The sequence below is a fragment of the Collinsella aerofaciens genome (assembly GCF_040926185.1).
Taxonomy (GTDB): Bacteria; Actinomycetota; Coriobacteriia; order Coriobacteriales; family Coriobacteriaceae; genus Collinsella; species Collinsella aerofaciens_BC.
Genome location: NZ_JBCOIQ010000006.1, coordinates 1 through 18,997 on the forward strand (window position 1 = coordinate 1; position 18,997 = coordinate 18,997).

At 60.5% G+C, this 18,997-nt stretch carries 19 protein-coding genes; 12 read left to right on the top strand and 7 right to left on the bottom strand.

All coding sequences use genetic code 11. The annotated features are described in order from the left end of the window. Window positions 1–250: 250 nt before the first annotated feature. On the bottom strand, window positions 251–1,090 hold the full coding sequence (locus AB5750_RS04065) for a metallophosphoesterase family protein (protein ID WP_035137261.1): 840 nt from the start codon (window positions 1,088–1,090) through the stop codon (window positions 251–253). Window positions 1,091–1,343: 253 nt separating this feature from the next. On the opposite strand from AB5750_RS04065, the gene AB5750_RS04070 reads away from it, so the two are divergent. The 5 genes from AB5750_RS04070 to AB5750_RS04090 all read left to right on the top strand — a co-directional run bounded on the left by AB5750_RS04070 (window position 1,344) and on the right by AB5750_RS04090 (window position 7,649). Continuing rightward, complete coding sequence (locus tag AB5750_RS04070; RefSeq protein ID WP_368146230.1) at window positions 1,344–2,945, top strand: potassium/proton antiporter; 1,602 nt, start codon at window positions 1,344–1,346, stop codon at window positions 2,943–2,945. A gap of 226 nt (window positions 2,946–3,171) precedes the next feature. Next, window positions 3,172–4,296 carry a 3-phosphoserine/phosphohydroxythreonine transaminase gene (serC, locus tag AB5750_RS04075; protein ID WP_368146232.1) on the top strand — a complete coding sequence of 375 codons (1,125 nt, stop codon included), beginning with the start codon at window positions 3,172–3,174 and terminating at the stop codon, window positions 4,294–4,296. Between the two features lie 71 nt (window positions 4,297–4,367). Beyond that, complete coding sequence (locus tag AB5750_RS04080) at window positions 4,368–5,531, top strand: phosphoglycerate dehydrogenase (protein WP_368146234.1); 1,164 nt, start codon at window positions 4,368–4,370, stop codon at window positions 5,529–5,531. 177 nt (window positions 5,532–5,708) lie between these two features. Beyond that, window positions 5,709–6,929 carry a M20 family metallopeptidase gene (locus AB5750_RS04085; protein ID WP_368146236.1) on the top strand — a complete coding sequence of 407 codons (1,221 nt, stop codon included), beginning with the start codon at window positions 5,709–5,711 and terminating at the stop codon, window positions 6,927–6,929. Between the two features lie 39 nt (window positions 6,930–6,968). Next, a complete protein-coding gene (locus tag AB5750_RS04090) occupies window positions 6,969–7,649 on the top strand; it encodes a DUF1015 family protein (protein ID WP_195235056.1) in 681 nt (226 codons plus the stop codon). A gap of 129 nt (window positions 7,650–7,778) precedes the next feature. Here the strand turns inward: AB5750_RS04090 and AB5750_RS04095 are convergent, their stop codons facing one another. The 3 genes from AB5750_RS04095 to AB5750_RS04105 form a co-directional block, all read right to left on the bottom strand. Next, on the bottom strand, window positions 7,779–8,414 hold the full coding sequence (locus tag AB5750_RS04095) for a histidine phosphatase family protein (RefSeq protein ID WP_138374914.1): 636 nt from the start codon (window positions 8,412–8,414) through the stop codon (window positions 7,779–7,781). Window positions 8,415–8,431: 17 nt separating this feature from the next. Beyond that, on the bottom strand, window positions 8,432–8,974 hold the full coding sequence (locus AB5750_RS04100) for a histidine phosphatase family protein (RefSeq protein ID WP_022095009.1): 543 nt from the start codon (window positions 8,972–8,974) through the stop codon (window positions 8,432–8,434). A gap of 82 nt (window positions 8,975–9,056) precedes the next feature. Continuing rightward, entirely contained in the window at window positions 9,057–9,728 is a 672-nt protein-coding gene (locus tag AB5750_RS04105) for a nitroreductase family protein (RefSeq protein ID WP_195235055.1), read from the bottom strand. Window positions 9,729–9,963: 235 nt separating this feature from the next. Between AB5750_RS04105 and AB5750_RS04110 the strand changes: the two genes are divergently transcribed. Next, entirely contained in the window at window positions 9,964–10,566 is a 603-nt protein-coding gene (locus AB5750_RS04110; protein WP_035137275.1) for an HdeD family acid-resistance protein, read from the top strand. Further along, entirely contained in the window at window positions 10,567–11,049 is a 483-nt protein-coding gene (locus AB5750_RS04115; RefSeq protein ID WP_055310731.1) for a YaiI/YqxD family protein, read from the top strand. Between the two features lie 165 nt (window positions 11,050–11,214). Here AB5750_RS04115 and AB5750_RS04120 read toward each other — a convergent pair whose 3' ends face one another. Further along, window positions 11,215–12,315, bottom strand: coding sequence for a putative manganese transporter (locus tag AB5750_RS04120; RefSeq protein ID WP_117746719.1), 1,101 nt, complete (start codon window positions 12,313–12,315; stop codon window positions 11,215–11,217). A gap of 172 nt (window positions 12,316–12,487) precedes the next feature. Between AB5750_RS04120 and AB5750_RS04125 the strand changes: the two genes are divergently transcribed. The 5 genes from AB5750_RS04125 (at window position 12,488) to AB5750_RS04145 (ending at window position 18,304) form a co-directional block, all read left to right on the top strand. Beyond that, window positions 12,488–13,456, top strand: coding sequence for a 3'-5' exonuclease (locus tag AB5750_RS04125; protein WP_006235437.1), 969 nt, complete (start codon window positions 12,488–12,490; stop codon window positions 13,454–13,456). Window positions 13,457–14,093: 637 nt separating this feature from the next. Beyond that, window positions 14,094–15,215 (top strand): putative endonuclease domain-containing protein, encoded by a 1,122-nt coding sequence (locus tag AB5750_RS04130; protein WP_368145491.1) that lies wholly within the window; start codon window positions 14,094–14,096, stop codon window positions 15,213–15,215. A gap of 389 nt (window positions 15,216–15,604) precedes the next feature. Beyond that, window positions 15,605–15,970 carry an ArsR/SmtB family transcription factor gene (locus AB5750_RS04135; RefSeq protein ID WP_055285819.1) on the top strand — a complete coding sequence of 122 codons (366 nt, stop codon included), beginning with the start codon at window positions 15,605–15,607 and terminating at the stop codon, window positions 15,968–15,970. A 62-nt stretch (window positions 15,971–16,032) separates the two neighbouring features. Continuing rightward, window positions 16,033–16,251 carry a cation transporter gene (locus AB5750_RS04140; RefSeq protein WP_022095001.1) on the top strand — a complete coding sequence of 73 codons (219 nt, stop codon included), beginning with the start codon at window positions 16,033–16,035 and terminating at the stop codon, window positions 16,249–16,251. Between the two features lie 100 nt (window positions 16,252–16,351). Next, window positions 16,352–18,304 (top strand): heavy metal translocating P-type ATPase, encoded by a 1,953-nt coding sequence (locus tag AB5750_RS04145; RefSeq protein ID WP_368145490.1) that lies wholly within the window; start codon window positions 16,352–16,354, stop codon window positions 18,302–18,304. A gap of 281 nt (window positions 18,305–18,585) precedes the next feature. Here AB5750_RS04145 and AB5750_RS04150 read toward each other — a convergent pair whose 3' ends face one another. Both AB5750_RS04150 and AB5750_RS04155 read right to left on the bottom strand, forming a co-directional pair. After that, window positions 18,586–18,846 carry a metal-dependent transcriptional regulator gene (locus AB5750_RS04150; protein ID WP_368145489.1) on the bottom strand — a complete coding sequence of 87 codons (261 nt, stop codon included), beginning with the start codon at window positions 18,844–18,846 and terminating at the stop codon, window positions 18,586–18,588. A gap of 4 nt (window positions 18,847–18,850) precedes the next feature. Continuing rightward, window positions 18,851–18,976, bottom strand: a complete 126-nt coding sequence (locus AB5750_RS04155) for a helix-turn-helix domain-containing protein (RefSeq protein ID WP_368145488.1) — start codon at window positions 18,974–18,976, stop codon at window positions 18,851–18,853. Window positions 18,977–18,997 lie beyond the last annotated feature (21 nt).

The following is an 18,997-nucleotide window of genomic DNA, read 5'->3' on the forward strand; positions in this document are numbered from 1 at the left end:
TACGAGCTCCTGTGCGAATTGAAGGGAGCGCTCCCGCAAACTGCCTATTGACAACTTATAGGAGCGTCGGTTTTATTGAGGCAAATATGTTGGGTGCTCGGCATTTCCAAAAAAGTCTACTCACTTAGCCAGCGTGCAGCCAAATGATTATCTAATCCCCGTCCCTGAAAAATCAATTTGCGGGCAGAAGGGCAAAAATAGTCAAAAAAGCCCCGTCCCAAATTAGCTACGGTAGATCGGCGGAACAAGGTTATTCGCCCGGGTTGATGTTCGCGTAGAACTCGGCCCCGTCGTCCAGGCGCAGGATGCCCACGCGGCCGAACTCGGAGCCGGTGGCGGCGGCGCAGTCGATGTCGATGCGATCGGGCACACCAGCAGTGTCCTCGCCGCCCAAGCGCACGATCTGCCCGCGTCCCGATTCCTCATCGAGCCCCGCCAGACCACCGACCTCGCAATAGCGCCCAAGCGATACCGTGGGCGTGTGACCGCTCACCACGACCGGGCCCTTGCCCTCGGCAGAAAGCAGCCCGGTCGACGCATCCCAATAGCCATGACGAATCCACAGCAGGTCATCGGACGACTGCACCGCGAGCATCTGCTGCAGCAGCTCGCGATCGGCACCCACCGCTCCAACGCCATCGGCACAATCGACGCCATGCTCAAGCAAAAACGCGCGCGCCGCCTTCATCTCGATTCCAGCATGTACCAGCAGATACGGGCGCTCCTCGGTCTCGACCACTGCGTAGAGCGGCAGCGCGGCCATCCATCGCACGAGCTCCTCGTATGCCTCAAATTCCATGTCGTTGAGCTGCTCGCGCGTCGTCCAACCACCGTTGATATCCCAGGTCTCGGCATCGAGCGGATCCTGGCCAATGATGGCATCGAGCATGATCTGCTCGTGATTACCCTTGAGCACGTGGGCGTTGGGCAGCGAGCGCACGAGCTTAATAACGCCGACCGGATCGGGCCCGCGATCGATCATGTCGCCCAGCACGTACAGCGTGTCGTCGGACGTCAACGAGATCTTAGACAGGGCTTCGTCAAGCGCACGCACGTGCCCGTGAGCATCAGATGTCACATAGATCGCCATGGTACGCCTCTCCTTGCATTGCGGCCGAAGCCCGGCGCCGCAACTAAAACTTCAAGTTGAACTTAAACGTTACCCATTGTACTCCGTTGCAATAAAGCTGGAAAGGGTTTCCGAGCAGAGGCAAAGACGGCAGCCGTCTATGACGATATCGCGCACGCCCGCAATCCAACCCTATAAACCCACCATCTTTGGGTACAAATAACCGCAGGCAACTGACCGTGCCACGCCAACCAACCAGGAGCGGACACCATCCATGAACCAGATCCTTCTCTTTACCGGCCTCGTCATCATTCTGTGTCTGACCATCAAACCCGTCGGCAAAAAGCTCCCCTTCCCCACCCTGCTCATCTTTATCGCGCTCGGCATGCTGTTGGGCGTCAACGGCCCGGCGCATATCGACTTTAGCGACTATGCGCTCACCGAAACCGTCTGCAGCACGGCGCTGCTGTTCATCATGTTCTACGGCGGCTTTAACACCAATATCGACCGTGCCAAACCCGTCGCTGTGCCGGCGGTGCTGCTGAGCACGCTCGGCGTCGTCATCACTGCCGGCATCACCGGCGTGTTCGCCTACTTCGCGCTGGGGTTCGACTGGATCGACGGCCTGCTGTTGGGATCGGTCGTGGCATCCACCGACGCGGCCAGCGTCTTTAGCGTGCTGCGCGAGCACAACCTTTCGCTGAAGGGCGGCACCGACTCGCTGCTCGAGGTCGAATCGGGCTCCAACGACCCCGTCGCCTACATGCTCACCGCCGTGCTCGCCGCACTCGCGGCCGGCGGCGACATCAACATTCCCGCACTGCTGGCCAAGCAGATTATCCTGGGCGCGGGCCTGGGCCTTGCCATCGGCTGGGCGGCGGGCCGTCTGATTGAACGCGCGCACGCAACGGCCGAGGGCGCGCAGACCATCTTCTTGTTCGCCGTGGCGATCGTCGCCTACGCGCTACCAAGCTATCTGGGCGGCAACGGCTTTTTGGCCGTATACCTGGCCGGCATTGTGCTGGGTGCGAGCGACATCACCGGCAAGGTCGAGATGGCGCACTTCTTTGACACCCTCACCGAGATGGCCGAGATGACGATCTTCTTCTTGCTCGGCCTGCTCGTCACGCCCGCACGCCTACCACAGATGCTGCTGCCGGGCCTGGCGCTCATGGCGTTTATGCTCTACGTGAGCCGCCCCATCGCCGTCGGCGTGCTCCTAGCGCCCTTTAAGACGAACCCCCGCCAGGTCGCGCTCGTAAGCTGGGCGGGCCTGCGCGGAGCAGCTTCGGTCGTGTTTAGCCTCTTTGCCGTGGTGGCCGGCGTTCCCGGCGGACACGACCTGTTTGACCTGGTGTTTGTGATTGCCGTGTCGAGCATTGTGGTGCAGGGCTCGCTGCTGCCGGCGGTGGCGAAGAAGCTCGATATGATCGATGCGACCGGCGACGTGCGCCGCACCTTTAACGACTACCGCGACGAGGACGGCATGTCGTTTGTAAAGCTCAAGGTGTGCGCTGGACATCCGTTTGCCGGACGCTCGCTCGCGGACATTGGCAGCGCCACAAATATGCTCGTGGTCCTGGTGCTGCGCGACGGGGCGCACCCGGTACTGCCCAATGGCGACACCGTGATCCAGGAAGGCGATCTGCTGGTGATGGCCGCGCCGACGTTTGAAGAGCGTACCGAAGTTACGCTGCGCGAGGTCACCGTGACTCCCCACGGTCGCCTGGCCGGCCAGCGCCTGTGCGATGTGCCGCAAGGCAAACATCCGTTTATTGTGGTGATGCTCAAGCGCGAAGGCCAAACGATCATCCCCGACGGCAACACCCTAATATACGCCGGCGACGAAGCCGTCATCGCCACGCTAGCATCGTAGTGACTAGGAGGTAGCTACTTTAGGACGAAGAGATCAAGCGCCTAGGAACCTCATGTCTTCGCTCGCCGATTTGGATTTGCCTGAGGAGTAAAGCACCCCTCCCCCATGTAACCATCCTGTAAATCATAGCGACGCACTCGAGTTTTACCGTGATGCGGTCGCGCCTGGCGCTCCACTGTGCTAAAGTAACCCGAACGTCCAAACGACTACAAGGGGGAACTAGAAGATGGCACGTGTGCACAACTTCTCAGCTGGCCCGGCAGCGCTGCCCACAAGCGTGCTCGCCGAGATCGCCGACGAGATGATGGACTACCGCGGTTGCGGCATGTCCGTGCTCGAGATGAGCCATCGATCTAGCATGTACCAGCAGATCATCGACGACGCCGAGGCAACCCTGCGTCGCCTGCTGAGCATCCCCGACAACTACCGTGTCCTGTTTTTGCAGGGCGGCGCCACGCTGCAGTTTGCGGGCATCCCCATGAACCTCATGCGCCGCGGCCGCGCCGGCTACATCGTGACCGGCAACTTTGCCAACAAGGCATACAAGGAGGCCGCCAAGTACGGCGAGGCCGTGCTGCTCGCGAGCTCCGAGGACACCAACTTCGACCGCATCCCCGACATGGCCGACATCAACGCGCGCATTGCCGCCGAGGCCGCGAGCGACGGGCTCGACTACGTTTACATCTGCCAGAACAACACCATCTTTGGCACCATGTACCACGAGCTGCCCGCTTGCGGCGACGTACCGCTGGTCGCAGATGTCTCGAGCTGCTTTCTGTCGCAGCCGCTCGATGTTGAGCGCTACGGGCTCATTTACGCCGGAGCGCAGAAAAACGCCGGCGCCGCGGGCGTGACCGTGGCCATCGTGCGCGACGACCTCATCGCAGATGGCCCCGCCTTTGCGCAGACGCCGCAGTACCTGGACCTTAAGACCCAGGCCGCCAAGGGTTCCATGCTCAACACGCCCAACACCTTTGGCATCTACGTGTGCGGCAAGGTGTTCCGTTGGGTTGAGCAGACCGGCGGACTTGCCGCCATGGCCGAGCGCAACTGGGCCAAGGCCAACCTGCTCTACGACCTGCTCGAGCACAGCGTGCTGTTCCATGGCACCACACAGGCCGACAGCCGCTCCATCGCCAACGTCACCTTCCGCACCGGCGACGCCAAACTCGACGCGGCCTTTGTCGCAGGCGCGGCCGAACACCAGATTCAAAACGTCAAGGGCCATCGCCTGGTGGGCGGCATGCGCGCTAGCGTCTACAACGCCGTAACCATGGAAGATGTGCAGGCACTGGCCTCGTACATGAAGGACTTCGAAGCGCAGCTTAGTTTGAGCCCGCGATCTAACTAGCCCGCAACGCGCGGGCCGATCAGCCATCTCAGACCACCCTGTATAGATCAAAACCTGCTAAGGAGTTTTCCATGCGCAAGATTAAAACCATCGATGACATTACCAAGGACGGCAAGGTCGAGTTTGGTGAGGGCTACGAGTTTGTGAGCGCCGCCGAAGAGGCCGACGCCATTCTGATGCGCTCGACCGACCTGCACGGCTACGAGCTGCCCGAGGGCATCCGCGCCATCGCCCGCTGCGGCGCCGGCGTCAACAACATCCCCGTCGAGGAGTACGCCAAGAAGGGCGTCGTCGTCTTTAACTCCCCCGGCGCCAACAGCAACGCCGTTAAGGAGCTCGTCCTAGGCATGCTGGTGCTCTCGAGCCGCGGCGTGGTGCAATCAATGAACTGGGTGCGTGACAACGCCGACGACCCCGAGATTCAGGTCGATGCCGAAAAGGCCAAGAAGGCCTTTGTGGGCCGCGAGCTCAAGGGCAAGCGCATCGGTGTCATCGGTCTGGGCAACGTAGGCTCCAAGGTCGCCAACGCCTGCGTCGACCTGGGCATGGACGTCTACGGCTACGATCCGTTCATTTCCGTCGAGCACGCGTGGGTGCTGAGCCGCGAGGTGCAGCGCGTGGGCACGCTCGAGGATCTCTGCCGCGGCTGCGATTACCTCACGGTGCACGTGCCCAGCAAGGCCGACACCATCGGCATGATCAGCACCGAGCAGATTAACCTGCTGGCACCCGACGCCGTGCTCATCAACTACGCACGCGAAACCATCATTGACGAGGACGCCGTCGACGCCGCCCTGCGCGAGGGCAAGCTCAGCTGGTTTAGCTGCGACTTCGCCACGCCCAAGACGGTCAAGATGCCCAATACGTTTATCACCACGCACTCGGGCGCCGGCACCGGCGAAGCCGAGGCCAACTGCGCCGACATGGCCATCAGCGAGCTCAAGGATTACCTGGAGAACGGCAATATCGCGCACAGCGTCAACTATCCTGCCTGCAGCATGGGCAAGGCGCGCGCCGCAAGCCGCATCGCCTGCCTGCACGCCAACGTGCCCAACATGATCGGCCAGATCACGGCAATCCTGGCCAAAGACAACGCCAACGTGCAGCGTATGACCAACGAGTCCGCCGGCGAGAACGCCTACACCATGTTCGACACCGATGAGCACCTGGACAGCAGCACCATCGAGGCGCTCAAGCAGATTCCGTCGATGTATCGCGTGCGCGTGATCAAGTAGCGCCGACTGACCTGACGGGCAGCTCCCCATGTGGCCTGCCCGTCACTGACATTGAATGCCCGCGGGGGTGCCTTTCGCACGAGAGGCGCCCCCGTTTTTGTGAGCGCTCCATTAAATGCACCGAGCCGCTTCTTGGCATACAATCTGTATGTTGACCTAACTATCTGTGAGGTGCCTATGGTTGATACAGATTTTGCCTGGCGGCTTACGCAAGGGCTCGTGCGGATCGACAGTTCCGACCCAGGTGCGTATGAGGGCGAGATTGAACGCTATATCAAAGCGTTGGTTGAGGAACGGTTGGCGCAGCTGAGCCATCCGGTACTCGATGCCGTGCAGGTTGAGGAACTCGAGGTGCTGCCCGGGCGCCGCAACCTTATGGTCACCGTGCCGGGACTGAGCGACGAGCCACGGCTCGTCTATATCTGCCATATGGATACCGTTACACTGGGCGATGGCTGGGACGCGGACATTCCGCCGCTCGGAGCGATCGTGCGCAACGATAAACTCTATGGCCGCGGTGCCTGCGATATGAAGGGTGGCCTGGCCTGCGCCATTGCCGCACTGGTCCATACGCTCGAGCGCGTGGCGGCAGAAGGCAAGCTGCCCCGCCGTGGCTTCTCACTCATTTGCTCGGTCGACGAGGAGGACTTTATGCGCGGCTCAGAGGCCACGATCGATGCTGGCTGGGTCGGCTCGCGTGAATGGGTGCTGGACACCGAGGCCACCGACGGACAGATCCAGGTGGCGCACAAGGGGCGTACGTGGTTCGAGATTGAAATGACTGGCGTGACGGCGCATGCGAGCCAGCCCTGGAAGGGCGCGGATGCCGTCGCTGCCATGGCCGAGGTCGTGTGTTCGCTCCGTCGCGCGTTTATGGCGCTGCCCGCGCACGATGAGCTGGGGCCTTCGACCATCACGTTTGGCCAAATCGAGGGCGGATATCGCCCCTACGTCGTACCCGACCGCGCCAAAGTCTGGGTCGACATGCGCCTGACCCCGCCGACCGATACGGCCGCCGCGACGCGCATGGTAGAGCAGGCCATCGCCGTCGCCGAAGCCGCCGTTCCCGGTTGCCATGGCAGCTACACCGTAACGGGCGACCGCCCCGCCATCGAGCGCGACCCGAACTCTCCCCTTCTAGCAGCGCTCAAGCGTGCCGCCGATGACGTGACGGACGCGGACACGACCGTCGGCTTCTTTACCGGCTACACCGACACCGCCGTCATTGCCGGCAAGACAGGTAACCGCAATTGCATGAGCTACGGTCCCGGGTCGCTCGCGCTCGCGCACAAGCCCAACGAATATGTGCCCCACGCCGATATCGTTCGTTGTCAGCAGGTGCTAATCGCGCTCGCCGATAACGTGCTCTGGGACGCGAGCGGCCAAGTTGGGGCATAATAAGCCGCGAACAAACCGACTCGTGCGTTAGGACCGCCCATGAAAGCACTTCCGTTTCCCTGCATCCGCCCGGCTCAGGACCGCGTGCTCGAGGCGCTGCCTGCAATGGGCAGCATCCTGAGCGGCAACGATGCTCTGCGCGGAGCCCTTGCCGATGGTCTGATGCTCAAGGACCCGGGTGCGGCGTATTACGTGTACGAATGCTCGGGCGAGCCGGGACGTGTGACGGGTGTCGTGGCGATCTGCCCGGTTGGTGCGCTGGCGGGCGGCGACGCGGTTGCCGCCGATACGACCGCCGCTGCGCGCGCAATCGCCGACCTCAAGGTACAGCCCCGTCCCGTAACGCTTGTCTACGAAGCCTCTCCCGTCATGGATATCATCCTCGGCGCCGCAAAAGAGGGCGCTTCACTCTATGCCGTCACCGACCCCGCCGGCATTACGCACCGCGTGTGGGAGGTCAAGCGCGAGGACGCCGTCGGGGCCATCCGCGCCATGCTCGACCAGGCGCCGGAGCCGGCACTGGCCGACGACCCTGCCTACGCTGTCGCACTAGTCGAGGCATCACAGCTCCTGGCCGACGATGCACGTGCCGCCGGCACCTACACGGGCAAAGAGCCGTTCAACTTTGCCGTAGCTGCGCTCTTCCCCGCCGCGCAGGTCAGCGGCGGCGCGGCGCAGGTTCCGACGGGTCTGCTCACGCACCAGGTCGCGCGGTTCTAGCAAGACCAGACCGTCCAGCACAAAAATCGGCAGCCCAACAAACAGGGGGCGGAGATGCAGCAGGTACATGCATCTCCGCCCCTTTTGCGTCGAGAAGTTATGCCGACGACCCGTGCCGCCGCGCTCGCGTTATCCGCGCTGCGGACCCGCAGTAGCCACGAGCGGTTCAAGCCCCAGCTCGCGCGCGTAGTCTTCCTGCGTAAAGACTTCGACCAGTTCAAACGTATCGGCCGCATCGTCAAACGCAAAATGCAGCACTGAGCAGTTGCCCGGCACGCGTTCGCGCTCGTCGGCCGCCGCGCCCCGCACGTGGTCCAAAAACTCCTTGATAGCCGAACCGTGGCTCACCGCGAGCACGCACTCGTGGTCCGGACGTCGCATAAGATCGGTTATCGTCGCCGCCATGCGCTCGCGCACCTGCATCTGGCCCTCGCCGCCAAACTGACGATAGAAATCTCGCCACGGGCGCTCGGGCATAAGCATCACGCGCTCGGCCTCAAAGTCGCCAAAGAACCACTCACGCAGACCGTCCAGGCGCTCGTACGCCAAGCCCGGCCACAGGTTGGCGATAGTCTGCTCGGTGCGATGAAGTGTGGAGGTGTAGGCATGATCGGGTTCAATGCCGCGCGCACGTAAGAACATGCCGGCACGCGCCGCCTGGTCGCATCCCAGCTGCGTGAGCGGCGAGTCACTCCAACCCTGAATAATGCGCTTAAGGTTGAATATTGTCTGCCCATGACGAACCAGATACAGGTCTTTATTCATAGGGGTCCTTTCGTTCGTTACCAATCAAGGAGCGAAAACGCACCGTCGCAATAGCCAAAATGAAGCACGGCACCGTTGTCGGGTAGCTCTCCCCTGCCAGTCACATACTCAAGAAACTCCTGGCAGGAAGAGCCGTGGGAGACTGCCAGCACACAGTCGTGCTGCGGCCTGGCCATGATGTGGGACAGCGCCGCGACCATGCGCGACTGGAGCTCGCCTTCAGACTCGCCACCAAAGGCCACCGGATAATCACCCCAGGGCTGCGGCGGCATCTCGCGATTTGATGTACCCTCCAGCGAGCCCAAATGCCACTCGCGCAGGTCATCGACCAGCTCTATCGAGCGGCCCTCACCAGCAATTAGCTCAGCCGTATGCCGCGCCCGGCCCAACGGCGAGGAATACACACGGTCAAAGGTCACGCCACGCGCCTCAAACGCCGCGCGCGTCGCCAGCGCCTGCTCGCGCCCGCGCGCCGTAAGCGGCGAATCGTGCCCACCCTGCAAAATGTTCTGCACATTGAGCTCAGTCTGCCCATGCCGCACCAAATACAAATCTGCCACACGTCCTCCCCTCGCACCACCGCAAAGGGGACAGGTACCTTTGTGGTGGTTTACCGCCGGATCACACCGCGGTGACGCTCAGCTACACCAGTACGTCGGCAAGCGGGCGCTTGGGTACGTGGTGCACCTGCGCCTCGTCGCGCCAGTAATTAATTGAGCCGTCGGGGTTGGAATCGATCGCATCGATCACCTGCGTCTCGGCCGGAACGCCAAACGCCATGATCAGCTTGAGCTCATACTTGTCGCTATCGAGCCCCATGGCATCGATCGCGTGGGGCGTAAAGGCCTTGAACATGCAGGCAGCCACCTCGGGCGTGGCGCTGCGGGCGGCGAGCATCATCGTCTGCGCGGCAATGCCCGTGTCGACCTCAGTAATAGGAGCGGCGGGCTTACCCGGAACGGCGCGCTCGGCAAGAATCGCGATGTAGCCGGTCGGGCGCTCGCCCTCATCGGGACCCGGCCAATCCTTGAGCGCACCGGCCCATGCAAGCTCGTCAAATACACGCGCGCAGTCCTCTGCACCGCTTACCACATGAAAACGCAGACGCTGAGCATTGGCACCACAGGGAGTCAGGTGCGCCAGCTCCGCCAGCTCAAGCAAAAGCTCACGCGGCACGCGCATGGACTCGTCAAAGCGACGGCACGTGCGGGCGCAGCGAACCAACGCATCAAACGCGTCCAAGCCGAGCTTTTCGCAACCCTGCTTTGCCATCGACTCAGCGCTTACCGGCGCTGCGGGAACTGCTTCGTTCATAGGGACCCCCAATTTCGGGCAATTGTTCTTAGGAAAATCTAACCTAAAACGTAGGCAATAACGAACAGGGCTGCAATGTTCTACACCTGTTGAATAGAAAATCGCGACGTGGGGAACAACGGAAACAATTCGGGGCCTTTGGGTTACGTTTCGCCCTCCCCGACCCATACGCCAGCGCCTTTAGGCGATACTGGTTGTAACGATTAAGGCTTACGCCGCACGGAAAGGAGACATTATGGGCATCTTTAAGAACGATGACCAAAAATCGAGCCAGTTTGGATTTGACGAGAAAAGCATGGCAGGCAAGGCCGTCAAGGCCGTGCGCTGGATTTACGCCATCACGGGCGTCTTGGCGCTCGTCGCCGGCATCGCACTGCTGTTTGCGCCCGCCAAGTCCCTCGTCTTCCTAACGACCGTCTTGGGCTTCTACTTTGTGATCACGGCCGCGATCAGGCTGTTTACCGCTGTTTTCGAGCCACTGCTGCCCACCGGCTGGCGCGTGACGAGCATCATCTCCAACCTACTCATTATCTTGGGCGGCGTCATAATCCTGCGCAACCAGGCCTTCTCGACCGCGACGCTCACCACGATGGTGGTTATCGTGGCCGGCTTTGGCTGGATCGTCGAAGGTGTCATGTCCATTCTGGAGTCCGAGCTTTCGTCCAACCGTGCCCTCGCCATCCTGAGCGGCGCGCTCTCCATCATCGCCGGCATGTTCGTGTTTATCTATCCGCTGTGGTCGGCCAAGATGCTCGTCATCTTTAGCGGCGCCGCACTGCTGGTGTTTGGCGTAACGCTGATTGTTCGCGCTATTCAATTTGGCAAACTGGTGCACTAGATGCCGCGAACGCTCTTTATTGATGCAGACGCCTGCCCGGTCACGCGCGAGTCGATTGACTGCGCGCGGCGGGCGGGCGTCGCCGTCGTTATCGCCGGCAACAGCACACAGAACCTGGAACGCCACATTCGCCGCGACGATCCGCGCGACGTCGAGCATGCGCGACGCGGATTTTGGGTCACGACGCTCGATGTGAGCGTGGGCGCCGACAGCGCCGACTTTGCCATTGTCGAACGCCTGCAGGCGGGCGATGTAGTCGTGACGCAGGACATTGGCTTGGCGAGCATGGTGCTCGGGCGCGATGCCGCCGCCATCGGCGTGCGCGGGCGCGTCTACGATAAGGCGACCATCGACATGCAACTGTTTATTCGCCACGAGGAAAAGAAGGTGCGCCGCGCCGGCGGTCGCACTCGCGGTCCGGCGGCATTTACCAGCGAAGACCGGGCCCGCTTTAAGCGCAACCTCACCGAGCTGCTGCGCTAACCAAGGTAGATTTTCGGGACATGCCCGGAAATCTACCTTTTTGTTTTGCGCGGTGTGAGCGCTCGGAATCCATGGCTCAACAAAAAACGGGCTTCAAAATGCCATGCGTCGCCGCATTGCGCAGGCGCCGAGCATGGCTATTTGAAGCCCATTTTTTAGGCCTACTTAGAGGCCGAAGGCGGATAGGATAAGGCCCCAGCCGGCGCCGATGACGTACATCATGACCAGGAACACGGCGTTTTCACGAGCGCTGCGGTTGGTGCGGAACAGGACAAGATAGCCCACGCCGGCGGAAATGAGCGTGCCGGCGAGCATCGGCGCCAGCTGTAGCGCGCCCTCCAGGTACAGCTGCGTAATGACCACGCTGGCCGAGCAGTTGGGGATCAGGCCGACGAGTGCCGAGCCCAAGACGGCGAGCGTCTCGTTGCCACGCAGGAACTGCTCGATCGCGGACTCTCCGAAGGTCTCGAGCACGGCAACTAGAATCAGCGTCACCAGGAAAATAAAAACCGAAACCTGCACGGTGTGCGAGATCGCGCTGCGGATAATCGACAGGACGGGCGCACCTTCGTGGGAGTGACCGTGGTCGTGCCCATGGCCGTGGTGGTGCTCATGCTCGCCTGCGTGACCGTGGTCATGGCTGTGTCCGTGGTCGCGCTCGTGTTCATCTTCATCATCATCGCAACCGCAATGGTCGCGCTCGCACAACTCGTGGATGTGGTCGGCGCTCACGCCCGCCTCGGCCACTTCATCAATGATGTCGCCCCCGGTATGGTCGTCGTGCGCGCAGTTCACATGAGCCGGATTGGCAGCGGTCCCCAGCACGGTACGGCGAATCGCCGCATGCGCGCGGGAATTACGACGAAGGCCGCGGATAGCCGCGTCCACGATAAAGCCCGTGACCAGCGCGATCAGTGCCTTCGAAGCCAAAAGCATCGCCATGGTCTGCACGGGCACCTGCTCGGCGAGCAACAGCGGCAGCATCTCATCGGAGGTCGAGAGGAACACGGCGACCAGCGTGCCCAGCGTCACGACACGGCCGGCGTACAGCGTTGCTGCCATGGCCGAAAATCCGCACTGCGGCACAATGCCCAGCAGCGAGCCAGCCACGGGACCCGCAGCGCCGGCGCGCTTGATAGCGCCGTTGACGCGGTCGCCCGCAACGTGCTCAAGTGTCTCGAGAGCAAGATACGTCACCAACAAAAACGGCGCCAGCGAGAGCGTGTCCTTGCCGGCGTCGAGCAGAATATCAATCAGCAAATCCATGACGGATGGAACCTTTCATGTCTTTCGGCAGCATTGTAAAAGTCCTAGCGGTCAACTAGGGTATTGTAGTTGTCCTAGGCGCGATGCCAATAGTTGCCCATGGTAAACTATCATCTCGCCATAACTCAATGCCACCGAGCCGCGCGACACGGCCCGTCCAAGGAGCAGTTATATGAACGTTTCACAAGCACTCGAATACGAGCGCCAGCCGTTTATTCCCATGTTTATCTATGGCGATCACGGCGCCATGGAGTCCGAGCGCCAGAAGGGCGAGGAGGCCCTTAAGGTGCTCGAAACCGAGTACTTTACCGCCGAGGGCGACCCCAGCTTCGACTTTGCCACCGTGCGCGACCTGGCTGACCGCAACCGCGACCTGTGCGACCAGATTGGCGAGGCGCGCCTGCGCAACGTGACGCCCGCGACGCTTTCGCGCGGCCTGTCCGATGCCGACACCTGCGCCGCCATCGGCAAGATGCAAAAGCGCACCGCCGCGTCCGTTATGCGCGAAATCCGCGGCGACCGCGACGCGCTCGGCGTGGCCTACGCCCGCAAGCCCATCCAGGGCACCGTGCTCGGTATCGACATCGAGACCACCGGCCGTGCACCCGAGCGCGGCTATATCATCAACGTGGGCTGGGAGATCATGGAGCTCACCAGCGACGCCGTCCCGCATGACGCCGAGGCACACTACTGCGGCCTGCCCGACATCTACCGCGGCGAGGATGTGCCGCTATCGAACATCCATCACATTACCTGGGACGACATCGACGGCAAAAAACCATTCCGCGAGAACAAGGAACTGCAGAAGCAGCTGCTCAAACTTATGAAGAAGTACCCGTACATGGCGCATAACGCCGCGTTCGAAGACAGTTGGTTCAAGATCCACCTGGACGGTTACGCCGAGGCACGCCGCGCCGGCAAGATCATCGTCATCGACTCGCGCCAGATCTGCCGCAGCCTGGATGCCGACGTCCGCTCGCTCCCCCGCGAGTCCGCGCCCGCCGCGCTCGAGAACTGGGCGCGCCGCCGTGGCACCCTCGCCGCCGACGCCAACGAGCAGCACCTGGGCCTCGACGACACCGACCTCATGCTCCGCACGGTTCAGGCCGAGTTCAACCTCAAGAACCTATTCGCGAAATAACCGATCCATCTGCGGGAGCGCCTGCCAGGCACAGCGCAATCCGCCTGGGCACACCGACACACAGTAAACTAGGGCGCAGCCTTATGGCTGCACCCTAGTTTTCATCAAAACGAGCAAATACGCGTGCTTCACATAGTCGGCAGGTTGGCCCACCTACATTTTTCGAGTTGTTCGGCCAGCTGAACCACTAGTCAAGGCCCCTTGAACCGCAATCGAAGCTAAAATCGCCTTAATTTCGCAACCAAGCCCCATAAATCTACCTGAATCAATTCGAATAGGACGTTGCGATCGCACCATTTGTATAGGATAAGGCCGAATAACTCAAATTATGTTGGTGAGGCATCTGAGCGGTCGGCAAAAACGCTTAGAAGCTACGAATCCGCAACTAAAGTTCATCAAAAAGGGGCAGCCGGCAGAAACCTCCCCAGCCAAAGCTGCTCCCTCAATACGACAGCTCAAAAACCCACCGTTCGCAGAAGATAAGCCGCGCCCCAATACCGTTGCCCGAAGTTTCGGGCGTATGCGGCGTCCGCTATGCCATCATGCGCGTATGGGAATCATTCTGTCACATACCACGGCACGCGCTGTATACCAAACAGCCAACTCGCTCGCAAGCTACGCGACCGGTCCCATACCTATGGAAAAGATCAGGGTGTCTGCGCCGACCACGTCCGACCTGGAAGCGGCACGAGCATGGCTCAACAGAAAGAATGTCGATTCTGAACGTATCCATGTGCTGACGTTTTCCAATAATGCCAAAAGGCACCGCAAGGGCTGCATCTGCCACTGCACGCGCTATACGTTTGATGCAGAAAGCTACCTAGAACTCGAGCCGAACGTCTACATCGTCGATATCAAGCTGTGCGCGTTAGAAGCAACAGCCGACCTCAACCTTTCGGAGCTCGTTGAGTATTACTTTGAAATCTGCGGCTCCTACGCGCTTGGAACGTCCGACGAAACTCAATATCGCGAGCGCCCAGCCCTAACCAGCGTTGAAGAGCTCAGAGCCTTCTTTTCAGAGGCACCGGGGTATCGTGGATCTAATAAAGCACTTAAGGCACTTTCTTATGTACACGAAGGCTGTCGCTCCCCACTCGAAACGGCGTTTGTCATGATGCTGACAATGCCCAAGTCAATGGGTGGCTTAGCCATACGCGCTATCAAAACGGATTATCCGATTCCAGTCCCCAAAAGATACGCCGCCCTAACGCGACGGACGGTTTTCTACCTCGACGCGCTGCTCGAAAATTCGATGACCGATATCGAATACAACGGCTTTTACCACGACGAACCCGAGCAGCAATCAATTGACGAGGAGCGCCGAAACACGCTGCGAAACATGGGATATGCCGTTATCACAGTTAATCGTCATTCGTTTTTCAAGCAGTCCGCTTTTAAACGGGTCATGGAAGCGATTCGCATTCGCGAGAAGATATGGCCCGGTCGACTCCCGGATAACTTCGCCATCCTGCAAGAAACTCTTCGTCAATTTGTCTTGCGGCGCTACTTCGAATACGGTCGCCGCGTCCTGGAGACACTCAAAGAAGAAGAGGCCGCCAAGCGCGAAATTGCAAGCCAATATCCGCAAGCTGATGACCCGAGCATCAACGATGTGCCCGAACCCGACGACATGCAACACGTCGGGGCCCTTGCTGAGGAAATCAATGGGGCTTGGGAATGCGACATGTTCGCAAAAAACGATGAAAACCGCACGGAAGACGACACGATTATTGATCTAATTGAGAATTCGCTCTTCTAAAGGCGATCTCTGCGGATGTCCACCTACATTTTTCGACTTATTCGGCCACCGATGTGCCAGATTGGCTGCAGCAATGCTCAATATAACTTTAGATAAAACTGATTCTGCAGGAACTCCCGTAGAGGAAGAACTGATTCTCGCGGTATTTGACACGATAAAGTACAAATATGAACAGTTCTAATGCTTCTCAAGGTGGCTTTCTTAGCATGCTAGCCGAACATCTCGAAATATGTTGGCGAGCATTGCGTCGATGTCTCCCAACCCACAGAAAATCGCAGAGGCGGCAAGCAGTCATCGAAATTAACGCAAATTGTATTGACATATGAACATACACTCATATAATCGAAAGCAAGTTATATGAGCGCATGTTCATATGAAAGGATATTGCAATGAGCATCCGCGTTGATGAAACGAAACCCGACATCGAGGCCACCGAACCCGCGATCCCCACCACCTGCTCGCCCGAGGACCTTCCCGACGAGGAGCTTCTCTACGACCTCGCCGACCTGTTCAAGGTCTTCAGCGACACCACGCGCATCAAGATCCTTTACGCCCTCATGGGCCGCGAGCTCTGCGTGGCAGACATCGCCGAAGCGACCGAAACCTCGCAGTCCGCGGTGTCGCACCAGCTGCGCACACTCAAGCAGTCGCACCTGGTTAAATTCCGGCGCGACGGGCGCAATATCCTCTACTCGCTCGCCGACGACCACGTCTACACCATGCTCAACCAGGGCATGAGCCATATCTGCGAATAGCAACCAACCACGGTACCAGCGCGGCCTGCACCCAAGCCGCAAAAACGGGAAAGGAACCCACCATGAAAAAGCAGTACAAGCTCGATGAGATCGATTGCGCCAACTGTGCGCGCGAGCTTCAGGACGAGCTGGCCAAGCTCGAGGGCGTCAAATCCGTGTCCGTCAACTTTATGACCCAGAAGCTGACGCTCGAGGCCGATGATGCTGAGTTCGACGAGGTGCTCAACCGCGTTGTTGAGTTTACGGCCGACGCCGAGCCGGACTGCGAGATCATTCTCTAGCCCAGGTTTACGCCAACCTGCAAGGCCGCGCTTGCCGCGGCCTTTGCTCGCGAAATTATATGAGCGAATGTTCATACATTCAAATGGGAGGATACGAGTCATGGCCACCGCCGACCCCAAAAAGAAAAAGAAGAAGCGCAAGAAAAAAGAATCACTCGAGCATAAGCGCAACCGCATCCTGGTAGCGCTGGGCATTTTTGCCGTGGTGTACGCCCTCGATGAGTTCGGCACCCTTACCGCCGCATTCGGCACCCCGGGCGACATCTACGCCAGCTTTGTGCTGTTCCTCGTGCCGTTTTTGATTGCCGGCTACGACGTACTGCAAAAGGCATTCAATAACATCCGCCGCGGCAAGGCCTTCGACGAGAGCTTCCTCATGGCCGTCGCGACCATCGGCGCGTTTGCCATGGTGCTCTTCCCCGATACCGACCCGCACATGGCCGAAGGCGCCGCCGTCATGCTGTTCTACCAGGTCGGCGAGCTGTTTCAGGCGTACGCCGTGGGCAAGAGCCGCAAGTCGATCAGTGCCATGATGGACATCGCGCCCGACTACGCTAACGTCGAGCAGCCCGACGGCACACTCGAGCAGGTCTTCCCCGATGACATCGCCGTCGGCACCGTGATCGTGGTCAAGCCCGGTGAGCGCGTGCCTATCGACGGCGTCATCGTCGAGGGCGAGACACAGCTCGATACCGCCGCCCTTACCGGAGAGTCGGTCCCCCGCCCGGCCAAAACTGGAGACGATATCATCAGCGGCTGCATCAACATGACGGGTCTCCTCCACGTGCGCACCACCAAGCCCTTTGGCGAGTCCACCGTCGCGCGCGTCCTGGAGCTCGTAGAAAACGCTAGTGAGAAGAAGGCACGCACCGAGAACTTCATCACGCGCTTCGCCCGCGTCTACACGCCCGCTGTCACCGGCGCGGCCGCGGTACTCGCGCTCGGCGGTGGCTTGGTCACCGGCGCCTGGTCCGACTGGATCCTGCGCGGCCTGACCTTCCTCGTCGTCAGTTGCCCATGCGCGCTCGTGATCAGCGTGCCGCTCAGCTTTTTTGGCGGCATCGGTGGCGCATCCAAGCTGGGCGTCCTCATCAAGGGCTCTAACTACCTCGAGACGCTCGCGGATGTGGACACCGTCGTCTTTGACAAGACCGGCACGCTCACCAACGGCACGTTTTCGGTCGTGGCGGTACACCCCGAGGCAGGCTATACCGAGCAGTCGCTGCTCGAAGTCGCGGCCCTTGCCGAGTCATTCTCCGACCATCCCATCGCGCAGTCCGTGCGTGTCGCCTACCAGGGCGAGCTTGACCCCACGCGCGTAACGGATTCCACTAATGACGCGGGCCACGGCGTGACGGCGACCATCGACGGCAAGCATGTCGTCGTCGGCAACGCCAAGATGCTCGCCGCGGCCGGCGTTGAAGCACCGGACTGTGATGTTGTCGGCACGATCCTCCATGTGCTCGTTGACGGCGTGTACGCCGGCCACATCGTGATTGCAGACACCGTTAAGGCCGATGCCGAGCAGACGGTCCGTGACCTGCACGCCGCCGGCATCAAGCGCACCGTTATGCTCACGGGCGACCGCGAGGACGTTGCAGCGTCTGTGGCCAAGCAGCTCGGCCTCGACGAGTTCCACGCGCAGCTGCTGCCGGGCGATAAGGTCGAGCGTGTTGAGGCGTTGCTCGCGGGCGAAAGCGACAAGGGCAAGCTCGCTTTTGTCGGCGACGGTATCAACGACGCACCCGTGCTTACCCGCGCAGACGTTGGCATCGCCATGGGCGCTATGGGCTCGGACGCCGCAATTGAGGCGGCGGACGTCGTGCTCATGGATGACAAGCCGTCCAACATCTCCCGCGCGATCCGCGTGGCGCGCAAGACCATGTCGATTGTTTGGCAGAACATCATCTTTGCGCTGGGCATTAAGTTGCTGATTCTGGTGCTTGCGGCACTGGGCATCGCCAACATGTGGCTTGCCGTGTTCGGCGACGTAGGCGTGGCGATTATCGCCATCCTGAACGCCATGCGCGCGATGGGTGTCAAGAACCTGTAGCGTCCGTAGTCCCTCCGGCCGGGGTCGGGCTTGGTTTTGAAAACGTCCTCGACCAATGAAGTGCCCCCGTTCTGCTCCTACGGAGCTACGAACGGGGGCACTTCTGGTCTGCGGAATGTTTTCAAAACCAAGCCCGACCCCGGCCTGCGGTGACGTTGCTGGCGGTTCTTGGGCATCGCTTGCTGGCGGGGTTCCTTGTCTGAATTGAACTTAGTTGGTGGGGCTACTGGTCCCGGTCGCTGGCTCGCGCTTTGCGCGAACTCCGCGCTACTGGGGATCAATTAGGCTTCCGTTGCTGGGCCCGCCACATCTTCCCGCCCCAGCATCGACCTCAGCTTCTCAAAGCTCTCCTCACTCAAGCAATGCTCCATGTGGCAACCCTCTTGCGAGGCAACATCGGGCGCTACACCTGCATCCTCTAGCAGCCCCACAAAAAAGCAATGGCGCTCCCACATTTGACGGGCAACCTCAAGACCGCGTTCCGTCAGATGCACATCGCGTTTGCCCATCTCCACGTAGCCGGTGCTCTCCAAGGCCGCCATGGCTTTAGAGACGCTTGCTTTTGGTTACGCCCAGGTATTCGGCAACGTCAATTGGTCGAACGATGCCTTGGCGCTCCGAGAGCACATAAATAGATTCGAGATAGTCTTCTCCGGATTCACGTAGGGCCATGGGCCGCCTTTCGCGATGATT